The sequence below is a fragment of the Breznakia sp. PF5-3 genome (assembly GCF_029504745.1).
GTDB lineage: Bacteria > Bacillota_I > Bacilli_A > Erysipelotrichales > Erysipelotrichaceae > Breznakia.
Genome location: NZ_JAQFIQ010000002.1, coordinates 84,323 through 105,655 on the forward strand (window position 1 = coordinate 84,323; position 21,333 = coordinate 105,655).

5 protein-coding genes are annotated in these 21,333 nt (G+C 33.9%); 3 read left to right on the forward strand and 2 right to left on the reverse strand.

Annotated elements, in window-relative coordinates:
• The first annotated feature begins 73 nt into the window (after window positions 1–73).
• The gene (locus tag M2475_RS01015) at window positions 74–18,484 is read left to right on the forward strand and encodes a hypothetical protein (protein ID WP_277489032.1); all 18,411 of its coding nucleotides are present in this window, start codon (window positions 74–76) and stop codon (window positions 18,482–18,484) included.
• Window positions 18,485–18,501: 17 nt separating this feature from the next.
• Here the strand turns inward: M2475_RS01015 and M2475_RS01020 are convergent, their stop codons facing one another.
• Both M2475_RS01020 and pyrR read right to left on the reverse strand, forming a co-directional pair.
• A complete protein-coding gene (locus M2475_RS01020) occupies window positions 18,502–19,548 on the reverse strand; it encodes a M42 family metallopeptidase (RefSeq protein ID WP_277489033.1) in 1,047 nt (348 codons plus the stop codon).
• A gap of 9 nt (window positions 19,549–19,557) precedes the next feature.
• Window positions 19,558–20,073 carry a bifunctional pyr operon transcriptional regulator/uracil phosphoribosyltransferase PyrR gene (gene pyrR / locus M2475_RS01025; protein ID WP_277489045.1) on the reverse strand — a complete coding sequence of 172 codons (516 nt, stop codon included), beginning with the start codon at window positions 20,071–20,073 and terminating at the stop codon, window positions 19,558–19,560.
• A gap of 90 nt (window positions 20,074–20,163) precedes the next feature.
• On the opposite strand from pyrR, the gene pflA reads away from it, so the two are divergent.
• Window positions 20,164–20,895, forward strand: a complete 732-nt coding sequence (gene pflA, locus M2475_RS01030; protein WP_277489034.1) for a pyruvate formate-lyase-activating protein — start codon at window positions 20,164–20,166, stop codon at window positions 20,893–20,895.
• Complete coding sequence (locus M2475_RS01035) at window positions 20,896–21,234, forward strand: thioredoxin family protein (RefSeq protein ID WP_277489035.1); 339 nt, start codon at window positions 20,896–20,898, stop codon at window positions 21,232–21,234.
• Window positions 21,235–21,333 lie beyond the last annotated feature (99 nt).

The window sequence follows — 21,333 nt, forward strand, 5'->3', positions numbered from 1 at the left end:
GTGTAAGAATTGAAAAAAGATATTACGGTATAATTAAAGTAGGTATAAATATAAAAAAGAAAGGAGGCAGTTTATGAAAAAAAGTGGCTTTTTGAAATTATTGATTTGTATAGCTGGTGTACTTATTTTTGGACTTGGTACAAGTGCAGTAAGTGCAGATGAGATTACCCTCTCAGATACACCGCAATCAGATACACCAGTTGTTACAGTACAAAGTGATATTAAAAAGTTCGATGTGAATGGTACTGAATACACTACGTTAAATGAAGCTGTAAATGCAGTAAACACTGCAAGCGGTGATGTCGTTTTCAAAGTACCAGCAGGGACACATGGAACTTTATCAATTGATAATGTAGCAATTAGCAAATTGACAATTGAACCAACGTCTGCTGGGGCAGTTTCATTTACCGATATTAGTTTTAAGAATATGAAAACAAACCTAAATATCGATTTGAAATCAATTACGGTAAATGGGAAAATAAATCTAGAAAATGCTTCTGGATTAGTTTTTAATGCAACAACAGCACAGTTTTCTACAGTAGCAATCCATGGTATGGAAAATACTACTCTAGATTTTTCAAGCCGCGTAGGTGCAGTTAATTTCATATTATCTGGATCTATTGGAGGTAGTGTTATTAACGGAGGGAATGGAAATGATGTATTCACCCTAAATGAAGTGGTTGCAACAGATCTTGTTCTTGACGGAAAAGCAGGGACTAATAAAATTGTTTCAAATATCAGTGGCGAACTGACATTTGAAGCTACAAATATTAAGTCAACTTCTGGAGATATAGCATTTGCTAATATTTCAAATGTTGAAGATACAGCATCAGATCACAGTATTGTGACGTTACCAGATAGCGATAATGCAATTGCATTTACAAGTGATGCTGGAAACATAAAATATGACTTAGGAGGTGTTGGGTTTGTACTTAATGGAACAGGAAAAATAACAGTTCTAGGAGGTAGTGGAAACGATACAATTACATTGAATGGAATTGCTAATCCAAACCTTACACAGTTTAGTGTAGATGGAGGTAATGGAAATGATAAGATATCAGTTGTATCATCCATTACACTATCGAATGCTGATGTAAAACTAGTAGGTGAACAAATTGAAATTGTTGGTGCGAAAGGGAATATTTTTAATATTTTAGCGAAATCACTAACATTGGAAGCAAAAAACAATGCTAGTAGTGCAAGCAAGGTTGAGAGTAAGGTAACCATAAGGTATGCGAAAATTCAGGTGAGTGCTGATATTCGGATTTTATCAAATGGTTCTCAGTTAGTAGATATTGATGGACAAGGTACGAGTGTTGTTAAAAACATTGATACAAAAAGTTCTATTGAATTAGAGAGTGTCGAGTTTATTGCAAGTAATATTAATATCTCTTCAGCAGCTATTTCTGAAATATCAGGTGATGATACAAAGAGTAGGGCAGTAAACAACATCAGTAATAAATCCCATTTGAGTATATTTGGGGATTCTTCTTTTAGAGCAACAAACAATTTGATGTTTAGTAGTGTTAGTAAAATACTTTCAGCAATTGAAGTAGGTGCGGGCGAAATCCCAATTTCAATTGCAATGAATTCCATTGTTTCGGAAGCACTATTAACAATTGATGGTAATACAAAATTAAATAGTAGTAGTGTTGCTATGAATGTAGATAATATAATTGATTCTAAAGTTTTAGCAGATGGATCAAGAGCACCATCGTCCCAAAGCGAGGCAAGTGCAAGTGGTGCATTTATTGCAATTCACAATATCCGCCAGATAACAAAAGGGGATATTGGAGAGAATGTAAAAATTGGTGGTATTAATACACCAATTGCAAAAGATGTATCGTTAAAAGTGAATGCATCTTTAAAACTTGATACACAAGCGAAATCGATTGGTGATGGATATAAAGGAAGTACTGGAACAAACATTAGTTTACAAGGTGTTGTTCAAGAAATTAAAGACCTTTTAAAATTAACACCTTTCGCTGATATAGCTGCTATATTAAGTGATGATATGTTAACGATATTAGGTTCGGTTAATGCATCAAGTGAAACAGCATTAACAAAACAAATGGTTGGAGCATTTGCTTTCAACAATGTTAAAATGACTACAAGTGCAAAATATAAAGCAGATAGTTATATTACAGGAAATTTGAATGTTATTTCTAATGCTTCAATTAATACGGAAACAATTGCCGATGGTTCTGCAAAAGTAGATGTGGGTGAAGCTGTAATTCCAATAGGTATTGGTGTTGCAGTAGCATTACATAAAGTTGATTATGAAAATACAGCAAATGTAGCAGTATCAACACTTCGGGCAAAAGATGTAAATGTATTAGCAAATGAAAGTGCAAATACGAACACATCAAAAATCGTAGCCAAAGCAGGTGTAAACCGTGGTGACTTTGGTATCGGTGGAGCATTTGGTATTACGATTTATAACATTACTACCAAAGCAACAATTGATTCTTCACAGATTCAAGCAACAGGTAATGTAAATGTTATTACGAATGATAAACATGATGTGAGTATTGACGCTGATTGTAGTTCTGACAAAGCAGTTGGAGCAGGTATTGCAGTTTTAATTTTTGAAGATATTGCAATGTCACAAATTTTAGACAGCGTAAAAATACTAAGTGTTAAAGACTTAAATGTTTTAACAAACAGTATTTCAAATACTATTTTAGATGTGAAGTCTGGCGGTAATGGAGGTTTGAGTATTGCTCCAGGTGTAGCCGTTAATATTAATTTAAATGATATTCTATCACAATGTTTAGCAGCAACAGTTGCAACAGGTGATATTAATGTTAAGTCAGTAAGTAAAAAAACAAGAAAAACAACAAGTGCTAGTAATTTAGTTGATAAAGGTGGAATTGGGGCTACCGTTTCATTGGTTATTAATATTGATAAAAACAAAGCACTTCTAGGTGGAAAAGTAAGTGGTCGTGAAGTGCATGTACATGCAACCTCACATCACCGCAGTGACGCATATGCTACGGCAAGTCCTGAGGGAGAATCTGACCCTGACCCCGATGCCAAGGAAACATCTCCAGAAGATTTAGTTAATAAATTGCGTGGAGCTGTTGATCAGCTAATGGGTAATGAAGGCGATGATAAATTAAGTGATAAATTTAGTGCTGATATGTCTACGCAAGAAGGTAAAATTCAAGTAGCTGGTGCAGTAATTGTAGTATATTTGGAAACAAAAAATGAAGCAATTATTGAGAATGCTGAAATTACAGCTGATAAAGTAGAAGTATTGGCAAAAGAAGCAGTTGCCATTTATAACTTTGCCAATGCAAATGTTAGTGATGGTGTCCAAACAGGAGCTGCAACAGCAGTAATTGTTTTGGTAAGTGATATTCAAAACAAAGCACAAATAAAAAGTAATGTAACAATGAATGTAAAAGCACTAAGTGTTGTAGCATGTGGTGATACATTAGAAAAAGTAAATGAATTAGCAAAAGATGATAATGATAATAAAACTGTAACAAATGATAAAAACACATTTGCCAATGTATCTTTATCAGGAGCAGGAGCATCAAAGAATGGAATTGCGGGAGCAGTTGTATTAGTATTTGTTGATCAAGCTTATGATGCAAGTGTAGATGGAAAAGTTACTGTTTTAAAACAAGATGGAAATACACCAAAAATAGAAATTAAAGCGGATTTGAAAGAACGTTTCTATTCGCGTGGTTTCTCAGAAGCAAAATATGTGGCTGGTGGAAATAATAATTCTACAAACCAAAGCAAATCGAAAGGTATTGCACCTTCCTTTGTAATGAATTATTGTTCAACAACAGCAAATGCGATTTTGGCGTCAAACGGTGCTATTAAAACAGCTACCGGAGCCAAAGCAGATGTATTGATTCAAACAACGTTTGATTCAAGTATTGATGCAGAAGCAGAAGCAGGTTCTGGTGAAGGTAAAACAGCCACTGACATCACAATTGATGGAGCGGTTGTATTGAACTTACTATCACGTGATATCTCAGCTAAAATCTTAGCTGGTGGTGTAGTGAATGTTACTGGAACATTAAGTGTATTACAAAAAACAACAAGTACTACAAATGCAAAAGTACATGCTGGTGCGGAAGCGAAGGCAACTGCTGTTGGTGCAGCTGTTGCAGTTACATATTTTAAAGCAAAATATGCAGCAATCGTTTCAGGGAGTGTAAGTATTAGTGGAAAATTAAGTGTTATATCAGAAGCAAAAACAATTGATATTGTAGAAGCTACTGGTACAAGTAAAGGTGTAAGTGAAAAAGACTTTAAAGATAAATTTAAAGACTTTGATTTGAAAAAAGTATTAAAAGGTGAGTCATTTGGTAGTGGTGAATCGACTAAGACTGGTGATACAGTTGCCGAATTTACAGGTGGAAAAGCGGATCAAAACACAAGTTCATCAATTTTAGGTGCAACGAATGTTACAACGATGGAACCAGATACAAATGGAAAGACAAATCCGAAAAAAGGTGAACAAGTAGCAATCGCAGCAGCCGTAGCTGTAACTATTCTTCAACATGATGTATTAGCATCAATGGATGGTATAGCCAAAGCTGGTGAAATAGAGATTAAAGCGATCAATGACAATAACTTTAAATCTTATAATGGATCAAAAGCTTCAAGTAATGGTACAGCAATTACGTTAAGTGTTGCGGTAGCAATTCTTGGAAGCAAAACGGAAGCTTATGGAAATATGATGGAATCTTTAGGTGATATCACAATTTCAGCTTCTGGAAGTATTAATATGGATGAAACATTTAAAAATGCAGTAACTTTATTAGCAGTTGGTATGGCTTCTGTTGGTAAAGAAGGTGAGCTATCATTAGCTGGTTCTATCGCATTCTTAAAATATGAAAATGTATTGAAAGCAATGATTTTAGAAAATGCAGAAGTAAAAGCAAACGGAAAAGTAAGTGTAACAGCGATTGAAAATAATAAGTTAGCTGCAAAAGCATGGAATTATGCAGGTGCAGGAAATTCAAATGCTGTTGCTGTAGGTACTTCTTTTGCAATGATTTTCGCATCATCAACAGTACAAGCAATCATTGCCAAAGGTGCTAAATTAGAATTGGATGCATTATATGTAGAAGCAAAACGTAAACGTGTGAATCCAAATGAATTGTCATTTAACTTTGAATATAAAGAAGGCATGTTTGATGATTTTGATGCATTTGATTATATTGATATTACGAACTTCTTAGCAAGTAATAATTATTATATTGAAGTATTAGGAGCAAGCAATGCTTCTAAAGGAAACTTAGCTTTACAAGGTTCTTTTGGAATCTTGATGTTTGATAATATTACAGAAGCAAAACTTGAAGCTGGAGTAGAAGTTACAGCTATTAATGATATTACAATCAAAGCAGATAGTGATGTCAATGTGAAAGTGATCACAGGTGGTGTAGCGAATGCTAATCAAGTTGGTATTGGACTAAATACAGGTACAATCGTTGATGAAAGTAAAGTTACAGCATCCATTGGTAATGCAGTAAAACTTACAACGAATACAGGTGGTGTTTTAATAGATGCATCATCAAGACAAGATTATTTAGTTGTTTCAGTAGCTGCTTCGAAAGCAACAACAGCAGGTATTGCCGGTGTTGTAAATGTGATCTTATCGAAAAACAAGGTAAATGCTATCATTGGCAATCAAGCAACAGTAATTGCGAAAAAAGATATTCAAGTATTAGCGAAGAATGATTCATCGTTTAAAGGAATATCACTTGGAGCAACAAAAGGTGGAAAAGCAGGAGTTGGTTGTACAGCTGCTGTAATCCTTATTGAAAATGAAACCAATGCTAGTGTTGGTGAAAATGTAACATTAAAAGCAGATGGTAATATTATTGTGAAAGCAACTTCATCTGAAGATCTAGCATTTATTATTACAAGTGCTGCTGTTTCTGATAATGTTGCAATTGGATTAAGTGGAGCTTATGCACAAATTGAATCTAGTACAATTGCATCTATCGGTGATGGACATGATGTTACAGCATTGAATTTAAATATTGAAACAGCATCGAAAACAGTAAGTAAATCAATCAATGGTGGAGTAACAGCTGCAGGAACTGTCGCTGTTAGTGGAACGACTACTTCAAATGTTATAAAGAAGAAAGTAAAATCGTTGATTGGAAAAGGTAGAGTAAATACAAAGAATAATATCGTCGTAAAAGTTGACAGCGAAGAAAAGATTTTAGCTATCGTTGTTGCAGTAGGTGCTAGTAAAAGTGTAGCAGTACAGGGTTCTGTACCAGTTACAATTATTGAAAATGATATTTTGGCATCTATCGATGGTGAAGTAATAGCTACAGATATCAGTATTTCGGCGAAAGATAAAGTCGATGCTGATGTATATGCCGGAGGCATTGGTGCTTCTAGTAGTGTAGCGATTGGTGCAGCAGTTAATACCTTATATATACAAGGAAAAGTGATTGCTCAAATTGCAGACAGTGCAAATATAACAGCTGCAAATTTAAGTATTATTGCAGATTCAGAAAACAACATTCTTACAACCTTAATTAGTGGTGCTGCTTCAGGAACTGTAAGTGTTGTAGGTGTTGTGAATACAGTATTAATGAGCCAACAAACAAAAGCAGTGCTTGGTAACTCTGTTATTTTAAATATTCAAAAAGATATCTTATTGAAAGCTAATGCAGTGAATGACTTTACTTGTTATGTTGGAGCATTATCAGCAGCTGGTACAGTTGCGGTAGGTGCTTCTGTAAATACGGTTAAGTTAGAAAATATCGTTAGCACAGTAATTGGAAAAACAGTTGAGATAATCCAAAATACAGATACTAACATTGGTAATCTAACGTTACTTGCAACAGGAAAAGACAGTTTCTTTGGTGTTGTTGCTGGAATCGCAGGTTCTGGTAGTGTGGCTGTTAGTGCATCAGCAAATACGATTTTGAATACATCTAAAATAACTACGGAAATAGGAACAGATAGTAACATCAAAATGGGTGGTAGCCTTTATGTGAAAGCGTACCATGATTTAATGATGAAATTATATCTTGGAACAACAGCTGTATCTGTATATGCAGGTGTGGGAACATCCGTATTAGTAGTAGTTAGTGAAGTAGCCGTAGCTAATAACGTTGGTGATTCAGCAATTTTAAATTTCACAGGATCAAAAACGAATACAGCTACAAATGGTATTACATTCGTAAGTGCCTCAGATGTAGATATTATGAGTGTTGTCACAAGTGCAGCAGGTGGAGCAGCAGGTGTATCACCAACAAGTGCAACCTTTGTACTAAGTGGTTCAACGAAAAATGTAATTGGTGATAATGCATCATTTACAACCGATAAAAAAGTTAGCATTGATGCAAATAGCAATACAACAATAGCACCATATATCGGTTCTGCAGGAGTTGGAGTGGCAGGTATTGGAGCTAGTGTATTAGTCATCAATAGTAGTAAAGAAACATCAACTTATATTGGGAAATCAGCAAGCATTAAAGCAGTGGAAGGAATTTCAATAAGTGCAACTTCTAAAAATTCATTCACAGGTTTAGTCATTGGTTTCTCAGGTGGTGCAGTTGGTGTAGCAGCAAGTGTGAATGCAATGATTATTGAAGATATTGTGAATGCTGTTTCTGATACAGGAAGTTCATTAATATCTAGTAATGGTGCAGTTAGTGTACTTGCAAAGAGCACGCAAAATTATGATTTACAAACATATACAACAAGTATTGGAGGTGCAGCAGTACAAGCTTCAAATGCAACAATAACATTTAAATCTGTTATAAATGCAGCACTTGCAAATGCTGAAGCATTGAAAGATATTCTCGTTCATGCATTGGCTGAAGAAAATATTGGTACACAGATAGTTGGTGGAGCAGCTGGTGGAATAGCAGTTGGTGGATCGGTAGCAGTTATTATTTCAAATAATACAATAAATAGTTACATCCAAGATGCTTCTACCCTTGTAAGTAATGGAAATATTACTATAAAAGCTGATGATAGCTTATCAATAGATTCTAAAACAGCATCATTAAACCTTGGATCGATAGCCGTTGGTGCAGGTGTAAATGTAATTTTAATTCAAAACACAATAGCAGCATACATAGGAAATAAAGTAAATGTAAGTGCTGCAAACACGCTAAGTGTTCTTGCAACCCTTAACCGTGTTGTTTCATTGAAGTCATTGGCAGCCTCAGGAGGACTTGTTAGTGGTAATGGAACTGTAAGTGTAATAAGTTTAGGAATTACAAATGATGAAGTGATGAATAATGCAGCGAAAAACGATGTATCGCAAGCAAATACGAATGTACAAGAAGCATTAAAAACACTTAAGGTACAACGTGATAATTCAAATAGTGATGGAAATGATATCATAGATGAAGCAAATACTTCACTTGATGATATTCAATTTGATCTACTTGGATATTTAATAAATAAAACAGAAAATAATAAAGATAAAACAAGTTCATATATTGGTGAAGGTTCAACAATCAAAGCCAAAAACATTGTAGTGAGTGCAAGTGAAGCAAATGAGATTACACTTCATTCAGCAGCCGCATCAATTGGTGCAGCAGGAGCTGGAGCAAGTGTTCTAGTCTTGAAACATGGAAGTTATATTCGCTCATACGTAGGTAAAAATACATCATTGTCAGCAAGTGAAGATATCGATGTAAGTGCAAAAGCAACGAAACAAAAATATACAATTAATTCTGTAGCAGGTAGTGCTGGAGTTACATTAGCACTGGGTGCAGCAGTTACGTATATGGATATTCGTGGTGTTATCGAAGCATATCTTAATGATAATGTAATTGTTGAGAATGTTAGAAATCTAAATGTTAATGCAATTGCAAACTATGTAGTGGATACTCATGCAATAGGAGCTTCCTTAGCGGGAGCAGGAGCAGTTGGAGCAAGTGTATTGGTAATCAATCTTGCAACAACAATAAGAGCTACTATCAATGATAAAGTAGAAATTAAAAAAGCAAATGATATTAAAGTTCATGCCAATTTGACAAATGTATTGAATGCAAAAGCAATGGCAGGAGCAGCAGGACTTCTTGGTAGTGGACAAGCAGTTGTACTTACAATTACAATCGCACCAAGTGTATCCGCATTACTTAAAAATAGTGTGAAGGTTCTAGATAGTTCTAGTATTAGCTTATGGGCTGATGCTGATGTGAAAATAGATGCAACCATTACTGGAGCATCAATGGCATATGGTGTTGCTGGTGGAGCAAGTGTAATGACAATTACCAATAATGCGAAAATGACAGCAGGTGTTGGAACATCAGGAAATATAACTACAGGAACTATGGATGTTTATAATTGTTATAATACAAACAAAGATGGAAGTGTGAAAGCCGATCGCTTCAAAGTATCAGCGACATCTGTTTCTGGAGCATTATATGCTTCGCTTAACGGATTGGTTGTGACAATCAACGATTTCATGTCGATGGATACATATCTAGGTGGTACAATAAAAGCTGGAGCAATAAGCGTAAAAGGAATCGCAGCTTCGATGTTGGATGTTACAGCGAAAGGATTTAGTGTTGGTTTAGGCGCATTAAATGCAATCGTATTAAATGTAAATTCAAAACAAAATGTATTAACGAGAACTTTAACTTCTGCACAAATAGAAGCGACATCACTGAGTGTAAACTCAGAAGTGTATGCGAAACTTACAGTAAAAGCAGAAGGAACAAATGGTGGTGCTTTCACTGCTGGAGCAGTGGTAGCAACAGCGACATTAAACCCAAGTATTCAAACCCATATTGGAGATTCTAATGTAATTAAAACAACCGGTGCAGTAGATGTGAAAACAATCTATAATGTACGCAATGGTATGATCCAAGATGGTATCCTTTTAACAGGAAATAATGCAGGTGGTGGAGCTATTACAGCAAACTATGTTGATTTAACTGCAATTCATACAGCATCAATTATAACCGCAGTTAATGCAAATTCTAAAATAACTGCAGGTGGAGATATTAATGTATTGACCTATGCTGGACTACAGGCAAGTGCAATCGCAACAGCGAAGGCAATTGGAGCAATTGGTATTGGCGATACAAAAACAAATGTAAATGTTGGTGGAAGTATTACAACATCAATTAGTACTGGTGTGGAATTGAATGCAAGTACCATAAGAATTAAGAGTTATGTCTATGGAAAAGCAATCAGTGAGGTTATAGGTGCATCATTTGGTGGACTATCAGTTGGTGCTAGTAGAGCGACGGTTACGTTAAATCCAGTAATTGAAACGGTTAGTGGATTAAATGCTAAATTAACAGCAACAAAAGATATTCAATTAGTTGGATATTACAATATGAAAACGACGCAACCAACTGCGGAAAATCCAGCAAATGACGTAGAAGGTAATCTAGCCGTTATTCCAGATTTAGGATTAGGAGCATTTGCAAAAGCGAATGGATCTAGTGGTAATCTGACAGGTGTGATTGGTACGCAAATCACAGTAAATCACAATACAAAAGTTCGTACAATCATTAAAGCAAATGGACAATTAGTAGCAGGAAATAGTATCTTTACATATGCATATTCGGCAATTCAAAATAGTCCAACTTTAAAGACGGATTCCGGTGGTTTAGTAAGTGTTGGTGCAAACCAAGTAAAATCTACAATCCAGGTTGAAACTTTAGTAAAAGTAGAAAATTCAGCCACGCTAAGTGCGCAGCAGGATATTCATCTTATAAGTTATGCAGATATTAGTGCGAGTGCAGAAACAAGACAATCATCAGGAGGCTTAGTAAATGGAGGAGCACTAAACAGTGCGGAAACTACAATTACATCAAGTACTAAGATTGAATTGGGACAAACAGTTAGTGTTAAAGCATTAGCAAATGTATTTATGAATGCAAGTACGAAAATTGTAAATAGTGCAATTAGTACTGGTAAGAGTGTTAGTGGTGTTGCAATTGGTGAATCAAAAGCAATAAATACAATCACTTCAACAACCAAGGTTATTGTTGGAAAATCAAGCACAATAACAGCAGGCGATGTATTGTCATTGATTGCAATTGAAAGTATTAAAGCAACAGCAACAAGTTTAGCTTCTGAAGGTGTCTCTATTTTAGGAAGTTCAAAAGGTGCTACAGCGAATATCACAATAAATGAAAACATTGGTATTGAAGTTGCTAATTTGGTTACTTTTAGTGCCAAAGAATTGATTTTATTATCAACACCAATTATTGAAGTTGTTGGTAATGCCAATGCTACAAATAGTGGTATTGTTGCATTAGGTGAAATCAGTAGTGATGTTACATTATCATTAAATAATAAAATTATGTTTGGTGATAATACGAAGTTGCTTTCAACTGGTGACTTAATTATTCAAGCATTAAGTGATATTACAGTAAAAGTAGAAGGTACGGGAGGATCTTATGGAGCATTCCCAAGTGCTGTTATTAAAAATACTGTAAACATTACAAATGCAGTGACAAGTGTCAGCTTTGCTAACAACAATGAAGTGGTAGCAACAGGTACGCTAAAAGTGAATGCTGAAACAAATCTTGTTGCAACAGTGAAATCGATTATTAAAGGATCACATGGATTTGTTGCACATAATAATAATGCTAAAGCAATTGCTAATGTAAATGTAAATAACACGATTAACCTTGGAGTAAATGGTGTATATCGTGGAAAAAATATCTACATCTTTGCAGATATTAAGACATTAAATATTACTACATATGCAGAAAGTAAAAGTTATACAGCAAGTTCAAAAACATATATTGATTCATTGATTACAGTAAATGCAAATGTAACAATAACAGCTACTAATGTTACTTTAGCTGCAACTCATGAATTGCATTTATATTCACTTATCAGTAATTTTAAAATGAGTGCAAAAACCGATGCTCGTATTATTGGGGTAACTGGTTCAATCTTTGCAAATGCAAAAGCAAATGCAAATATCAAAGCTAAAATAATAATTTTAGGTGCTGATTCTGTACTGATGGGAAATGATATTAATATTAAAGCATCATCTCCGGTTAATACGAATTTAGTAAGTGTTTTAAACAACCATACAGAAGTAGATACGGTTGTTGAATATGTATTAGTAGCAGTTCGTAAGACAATGCAAGTAGTACGAGAAGTTACAAAGAAAATTGTAAAATGGTTACCATGGCCATTCAATAAACTCGTGAAATGGATTGTCGAAACAATCGTAGAAACGGTTGAATATTTCGTGAATGAATTGGTACCAAAAGTATTAAATAGTGAAATCGATAAAAAAGAAGAGAATAAATATAATCGTGAGAATACCATTACATTGAATGGTAAAATCTATTATGGATCAAGTGTTCCAATTGAAATCACGATTGATAAAGATGGAAATATTTCATCAACAACAGGAGCAACTGCATATAAAGATAAAGATGGTAACATTCATATTACATCGTTTGGAAAAATTGCTTCTGGATCACTTATTATCACATCTTATGCAGGTGAGGTAAATGGAAATGTAACAGTTTATCGAAATGTTGATATTTCAATGATTAAGGTTGTAAATGAATCTCCATATAATATTTATATTGGAGGTATCAACTTTAATGATGAGGATATAGAAAATCCTGAACATGTAATAACAGCAAATATAAATAATTTGGAAATTCTATATGTAAGTGAAGGTGATGGAAAGACAAGAGTAATTATCAATAGTCTCTTTGGAGGAGATATTGTCTTCGAAAGTGGTATTGAACTATTGAATGGAATCTTAGAGTTGAGTACCAATGCAGATATAAAAACAACTGCAGACGCAAACTTAAGATTCAAAGAATTAAAGATCTATAAGGCGAGAAATGTGGGAAGTGCAGATAATCGTTTTACGATTTATTTGGCTGATGAAGGATTGGAAGATTCTTATATTACAATTGATGCAGCAGAAAATGTATATCTATCTGTTAGTGCATTAGACTTTATTGATCTTAGTGAAGAAGCTTTCCCTGATCGAAAGTTACAAATTATCTTTAAGAATGTTTCAGTAAGTGGTAAGTTTGATGTTCGTACATCAACAGCAATGTATATTGAAAATATATTATTGATTGATTTTGGTAAAACGAAGTTAGTACCAATCACTGAAATTAAAGAAATTTGGGAATGGGATCCTACAGCTGGTGATGATGGTATGGGTGCATATGTATTCTTAGGTGCTCAAGAAATTGTTATAGGCTATAAGATCGAAATGGAAAGTGGTGAATCCATTACACCAAAAACGAAGCCAGCAGGATTAGAAGTTGTCTTTGATGGTAAGGTAGAAAGTGGAGAAACATATTTTGATATAAAAGATAGTGACTTTATCTTTAGTAAAAATGGAAGTTTAAACAGCACTTACAATACCTTGATTACCAAAGGAAACTTGAGTACACAAAAAACCTCTGGAATTGATATTCTTGGTAAATCATTGATTTTAAAAATTGATGGAATGATTGGTAGTGAACAAAATGTTATTCTAACAGCTATTGATACATTACAAGCAGAAAGCGAAAAAGATGTATATGTGAAAAATAACAAGTTGTTGACAGTGAAAAAATTAGTGGCTGAAAAAGCATATCTTACAGCTGTTGATTTAATTGTTGAACATGCTCAAAGTGATGTATTGAAACTATATTCAGATAAAGCTATTACAGCAAATATCAGTGTGAATAATTTGTTTGCACAAGCGATTGAAAATATCGTAATCACAAATGATAAAACACTTACATTAGAGGGTGTTACAACAAATGCTAATATTAAAATTACTGTGGATGGAAACTTGTTAGGAAACAAAACAAGTGCTTACCATTTAAAAGGTAAAGAACTTTCAATTCATAGTAATAAAGGTATTGGTAATGCAACTACATATCTAAAGACACACTTACTTACAGATGGATTTATCAATGTAGAAGCAAAAGACAATGTTTATATTGAAGAAATAACAGGCAATCTAATTATTAAAGCAATAGATGCAACAAATAAAGCAGTACATTTAAAAGCAAAAGAAGGAATTCTTGGATTACAAGATGGAACACATATCTATGCGAAAGATGTATACCTGGATGCAACGAAATCGATTGGCTCGGCAACGAGATATTTGAATATTAAACAAGATGCAGGTGGTAAAGTTGTTGCAAATAGTTTAGAAAATATATATCTTCATGGTGTAGATGGATTAGCAATTGAGTCGATTCAAACAGCGAAAGATGTATTCTTAAGTGCTAAACAAGATATTATGGCGGTTGGTAATGGCGCTCATATAGTAGCTGTTAATACCGATATAAGAAGCACATTAGGTAATGTTGGATCTAGTAGTAATCGTATGGTTTTAAATACGAGTGGATTGGTAAAGGCTTATGCAAAAGAAAGTGTTTATCTAACACACACAGGAAGATTGACAATTGACAAGATAGAAGCAGGTAAGGTAGTTGATTTAAAAGCAGTGGATATCTTTAGTGATACAACACCAGCAATTAAAGCAAATAAAGCAATCTTAACTGCAACGAATGCGCTTGGAAGTAGTTTAGAGCGATTGTATATGTCTGTTTCTGAATTTACACTAACAGCGAAAAATGCTTATATCAGTAATGATAAAGATGTTGCAGCAGTAGGTGAAAGCAATATTCAAGAGACATTAGATCTTGAAGTGAGTGGAAGTCTATCTGGAAGTAGCGGACATCTATTAAAAGCAAATAAGCTAAAAGTAGTAAGCGATGCTTCAGTAGGAAGCATGGAAGCAAAAATGAATTTATCTGTGAATGTTCTTGATGTAGTTGCAAAAGCATCTGTATACTTTAAAAATGATTCAACAAAAGATTTAAGAATTGAAAAAATTCATGCAGGTGATACTGTTGATATGTATACAGGCAATGTAATTGCAGGTGATATTCATGCAAAATTCCTAAATGGTGTTAGTACAGGAGCGATGGAACTTCATACAACAATTGATGAAGTTGCTCTGCAGGCTACAAAGAAAATAGCACTATATAACAATACAGATGTATTGATTCATACAATTCAAAGTGGAGAACGTGTATTTATCCAAAATGCTGGTCAGGTATCTGGTAAAGCAGGCGTAGTAAATATCAAGGCTTCAGAATTGGAAATGGTTGTTTCACAAGGAATTGGAAATAATTTAGGATATGTAACATTGAATGTTAGTGGAAACATAAAAGTAACTGCAGATAAGTCAATCTATCTTCATGAGACAAAAGGTAATATGAACATTGATCTTGTGAAGACAAAGGAAACAGCATACTTGAAAGCAGAAAAATCAATTCTTAATGCTTCTACACAAAACAATATTGAAGCTCAAAAAGCAGTGCTTGAAGCTGGTGGAAGTATTGGATTGAAGAATAAGTTATTAAAGGTTGATTTGAGTGGATCATTGTATGCAGATGGAAATGGTGTCTTTGTGGAAGAAACAAGTGGGGATTTGATTATTGATCAAGTGAATGCTCACAACAAAGATGTTATTCTTTCAACAAATGCTTCATTGTTTGGTGAAAGTAATAAGACACATATTATTGGAAACAATATTGAATTAAGAACAAAAGGTAGTATTGGAACATCTAAAAATGCACTACAAGTAAAACAAAGTGCAACAGGTATTCTAAATGCTACAGCGAAAAACAATATATACTTGTATGGAACAGATACGCTTGGATTGGGTGCATTGACAAGTGATGAAAACATTTACTTGAGTGCTTATCAAGATATTGAGAATCGATCTGATTGTGCATATAACTTGAAAGCTAAATCAGTAACCCTTGAATCTATAAAAGGTGATATTGGATCAAAAGATAAGAAAGTTATTCTTAAAGTGCCAAAAGAAATCTATGCAAAGGCATATGGTGGTGTTTACTTATCACATTATGGAAGTGATATGAACATTGGTAAGATTGAAGCTGGTACGAATGTGGTAATTGATGCACAAGAAAATATCTTTGGTTCATCATCTCCAAGTATCATTGCTGATGCAGCAGTGATAAATGCTAAAAAAGTTATTGGTTCAAGAAGTGAAAGATTTGTTCTTGATGTAAATAAACTTACTGTAAATGCAGCAAAAACATATCTTACTAACTTGAAGAGTTTACACATGTGTGGTGATAGTAATGTAGAAAGTGTATTTGATCTATATGTAAAAGGAAATCTAACATCTGCGAAAAATGCAAATGTTAGTGCGGATACACTCATTGTTAAAGCGAGTGGTAATATTGGTAATAGTAGCCAAGGATTGAATACTAGTGTATCGAAATTGTATGCAAATGCAAAAGACAATATTTACATTGTAAATGCTTCTGATAAGGATTTACATGTAAAAGACATTACAAGTAGTAATATTGTTAATATCATTAGTGGCAACATCGTTGTTGATAATGTGAAAACAGATGCTCTTAGTCTTACAAGTTCAAAAAATGCAACCGTGAATGCAATAGTAAATAAGTTGAATATGAAAGTTAGTGGTAATGCAACCTTCACAAACGCGAAAGACTTATTAGTGGAAAAAGTTAGTGTTGGTAAGAATATCACATTGCATGTAAATGGAAATATTCTAGCAAATAAAAATACATTATTAGATGCAGTGAATATGACAATTCGTGCAGATAAGAATATTGGTTCAGCGAATGCATGGTTAAAACTTAAATCAAAAGGCGGAGTATTAAATATTAAAGCTAGTGAATATATGTATGTAGAAGATTTAGCGTCAATGAGAATCGGCTCAATGACAGCGTCGAATGCGATTCACTTAAAGGCAACTGGAAGTATAACAGGTGGAGGTATCCAAACCAATACGTTACACTTGCAAGCTGGACAGATTGGTCAAGGTATTCAAAGCAAACTATCTACCAATGTGAAAACGCTTTATGCAAATGCTTCAGGTAATATTTATTTGAAGAATGCAGGAAGTTTGAATATTAAGAATATGGTTTCTAAAGGAAACATATATCTTGAAGCAACATCGATTTTGGGAGATATGATTTCGGCGAATTATCTTGAAGCAATCGTAAGTGGAACATTGCAGTTTACCTCAAGTGTAAACCGTATGAAACTACAAGCTTCAACAATTCAAGTTCGCAATACAAGAAGTGTTATCTTGGATGATATTAGAGCACAATCAGTTACCATTAACAATGTTGGAAATGTAACTTCAAATGGTAGAATTTATGCTGAAACAATCGGCTTTAATATTCAAGGTAATGGTAATTTGAAAATTGCTGGAAGTAAGATTAGTGGAAGTGCAAGTGGTAACTTAAAGATTCACAATAACAAGTCTATGAGTATTACAACAGCAACAAAACTACAAGCTGGTGGTAATCTTGAAATTGAAGCGAATGGAAAAATCCATGTAGCTGCCAATGCTTCATTACGTGGAAATAGTATTAAGCTAGTTTCATCGTTGAGTGAGGGATTGGAAATCTTAGGTAAGCTATATGCGAAGACAACAGCATTGTATGGTGGATTGAATAACAAATATATCATTGATCAAGATGCTGGTGATGTTAGTATTTATTCACGTGTAAGTAATAGTTATCACGCGATTACATTGCTTTCATTAGCGAACAAGTTTGTATTTAATGGAAGTAGTGGAAAAGATACAGTTCAAGTAGATATGAAAAACTTCAATGCAACTTCATCAAAACAATTTATCTTTGATGGAGCAGGTGGAGATGATGTATTAACACTTGACTTAAAAGCAACAGGTACAAATAATCATTATACGATTAAGAATATAAATCGTTTAGAATTGAATGGACAAACATCAGATGATACTTATGAAATTGATCGTGGTGGATTCGCATACGATCAAGGAAATGGTAAAGATACATATGATGTATCAAACATCGGTAGTGTTAAATTCAATGCACAAGGCGGAAATAATGTATTTAAACTTATTGATACATTTGCAAAAACAGAAATTCTTGGTGGTAATGGTAATAACACGTTCTATATTGGTGTTATTGTAAATGATAGTACAAATGCAACGAAGACAACGGAAGGTTACTTATCAAGAGGTACAAGTCATGATACAACCATTCGTGATGGAAGTGGAAATAGTACATATCGTATCTATTCAACAAAAGGAAGTTTAGTGATTTATGCAGGTGAAGGTAGTGATATCTTTACAGTGAAAGCATTTATTACATATGATGATAACGGTGATTTGATTCCTTATAGAAATAAGGGAATGGAGTTCCATGGAGATAGTAATGACAAAGTAATTATTATTAAGTCTGCACTATTTGATATGATTTCTCATAATGGTGATGAAATTACAGCTCCAGGTATCATGATCAAATTATTCGGTATTGATGATGTGGAAGTAGAAGAATTCACAAGGGCAAAAGGTTCAACAGCAGCAATTGCAACATTTGATTTTATTCTATATAATATGGCACAATTGCATAGTAGAGGAATTTTAATCCCATTGATTATCGGCATCATCTTACTGTTATTAGCGATAGGATATCTAATCTATCGAAAAAGAAAGAAGAAATTAAACTTAGTAACTTCTTAATAACAAAAACCCCTGATTTATGAATCAGGGGTTTGTTTTGTGATATAAGATAATACTAATTTCATGGTATTTTCTACGGCTTGATAATGGGTTCGTTCCATCCCATGGCTGGCATGAACACCAGGACCAATCAATGCTCCTTTGATATTGTTGCCTCCACGCAAGGCAGCACTTACATCACTGCCATAGAAGGGATAGATATCGACTGCATAGTTTAACTTGTTCTGTTTTGCTAAAGCAATTAAATCGTTTGTCATATCATAATCGTATGGACCAGAAGAATCCTTTGCACAAATGGATACATCATACTCTGTACATGCTAGATCTAATCCAATACACCCCATATCAACTGCTAGAAGAGCATTGATATCTTCTGGAATATAAGAAGATCCATGACCAACTTCTTCATAAGTAGAGAAGATGAAAGTTACATTATAAGGTAAAGTAATAGCATCCGTTTTGATTTTTTCTAAAATACCTAGTAGTAGTGATACACTGATTTTATCATCAAGGAATCTTGATTTGATAAAATCACTTTTGGTGATCTCTACTTTTGGTTCAATGGCGATATAATCACCATTTTGAATTCCAAGAGCTTCTACGTCTTCTTTGGTTTTAACGACTTCATCGATTCTTACTAACATATTGTCAATCTTACGCTCTTGTGTAGAAGCGTCAGGATAGACGTGTGCAGCTGGTGTATTGGCTAAAATAGTTCCAGTATAGATTTTATTGTCTCTTGTATAAATCTTGCAATACTCTGCGTCTAATGTTGGTATAATAGGCCCACCAAGATTAGTAAGTGCTAATGTTCCATCACTTTGAATAGATCGTACCATAAGTCCCAAGGTATCTACATGTGCACAGATACCAAGTATATAAGATGTATCCTTACCGGTTAATGAAACCATTAAGTTTCCTTTTTCACTTTTCTTGTAAGAAAAACCAAATTCTTTGATTTGCGTTTCTAGATACGCGATTGCTTCTTTTGTATATCCAGTTGGCGAATCAATGGATAATAGTGTTTTTGCTGTATTCAATACATAGTCTTTATTAAAGTTCATAACTACCTCTTATTTCATAATGTAGACGCCATCTTCATCGTCAATTTCTTTTACTTTTACTTTGATATTTTCATCTAATGAGCTAGGGATGTTTTTACCTACATAATCAGCACGTATTGGAAGTTCACGATGCCCTCGATCAACGAGTACAGCAAGTTGAATTTCTTTTGCTCTTCCAAAATACATGATTGCATCCATAGCAGCACGTACTGTTCTACCTTTAAAAAGGACATCATCTACAAGGATGACTTTCTTATCTTTAATATCTAAATCAAGTTTTGGTAAATTGGTATTTTTATCTAAGTCATCACGCCATGCATAAATATTTAAAGCAATGCATTCAACATCTTTTCCTTCTACCTTTTTGATGTTCTCTTTGATTCGTTCTGCTAAATAAATACCCCTTGTTTCAATACCAACTAACAAGAGTTTTTCAACACCTTTATTGTGTTCAAGAATTTCATGAGTAATGCGAATTAAAGACCTTCGCATTCCGTTTTCATCGATTATTTGTTTTGTCATAATATTAGTATAAAAGGTATTAGATAAAAAGGCAAATAAGCAAGTCATATTTTATAAGGATTTAAAAAAGCTGTGCTATAATATGAAAAAGAGGTGGTAGATTTGGCACGTATTCATTCTTTTGAAAGCTTTGGAACGGTAGATGGACCAGGAGTCCGTTTTGTTGTTTTTATGCAAGGTTGTCCACTTCGTTGTTTGTATTGCCATAACCCTGATACTTGGGAAGTAAACAGGGGAAAAGAGTATGGTGTGGATGAAGTATTTGAGCAGATAATGAAATATTACAACTATATAAAAGATGGTGGTGTCACACTAAGTGGTGGAGAACCTCTTTTGCAGATTGATTTTGCAATTGAATTGTTTAAGAAGTTAAAAAAAGAAGGATTACATACTTGTATTGATACCTCTGGAATTACATTTCAAGAAAACAATGATAAAGAACTTCAAAAGTTTGAAGAACTATTGAAATATACAGATTTATTTTTGTTGGATATCAAACAGATGAATCCTAAAAAACATAAGCTTTTAACAGGGGCTGAAAATAAGCATACATTGGCTTTTGCTAGCTTTCTAGATAAGCATCATAAGTCATTATGGATTCGTTATGTACTTGTCCCTGGATACAGTGATGATAAACAAGATCTTTATGCATTGCGATCATTTTTAGATACCTTGCATAATGTAGAAAAGATAGAAATACTTCCTTATCATACTTTGGGAGTATCGAAATATGAGAACATGCAAATGGAATATCCTTTAAAAGGTGTTTTAACACCTTCAAAGGATAGTGTAGATGAAGTGAAAAAAATTTTAGGAGTGAAGTAAATGTTGAAAAATGAAAATTTTAAAGAAGTACTAGAAAACGAAGAATTTTGTTTGGTACTTGTAAGTGGTGATGGTTGTGCAAACTGCACCACCATGACACCAATTGTGAATCAGATGCGAGATAAGTTTGATGAGCTAAGTGTGTATGTTGTGGATATTAACCAAAGCAATCATAAGATAACAGAATTTTATGAAATTGAGGTCGTTCCAACGATTTTGTTACTCCATCGAGGGCATGTGATTTCGAAAGTTACAGGGTATCAACCAGAGGAGATTTTGGAAATATATATCGATTGTAAAATCGGGGAATATAAGCAAAGAAAAGTATATGCCAATTAATGACAATGAGGGGCTTATGTGTTATAATCTTCACGTGAGTCAATAGGTTTTGTAAGAGTCATACAAACATTAAATTATAGAAGAAAAGAGGTAACATTA

Coding starts and splice junctions, on each gene's coding strand:
- M2475_RS01015 (WP_277489032.1), top strand. CDS start 74: ATGAAAAAAAGTGGCTTTTTGAAATTATTGATTTGTATAGCTGGTGTA.
- M2475_RS01020 (WP_277489033.1), bottom strand. CDS start 19,548: ATGAACTTTAATAAAGACTATGTATTGAATACAGCAAAAACACTATTA.
- M2475_RS01035 (WP_277489035.1), top strand. CDS start 20,896: ATGTTGAAAAATGAAAATTTTAAAGAAGTACTAGAAAACGAAGAATTT.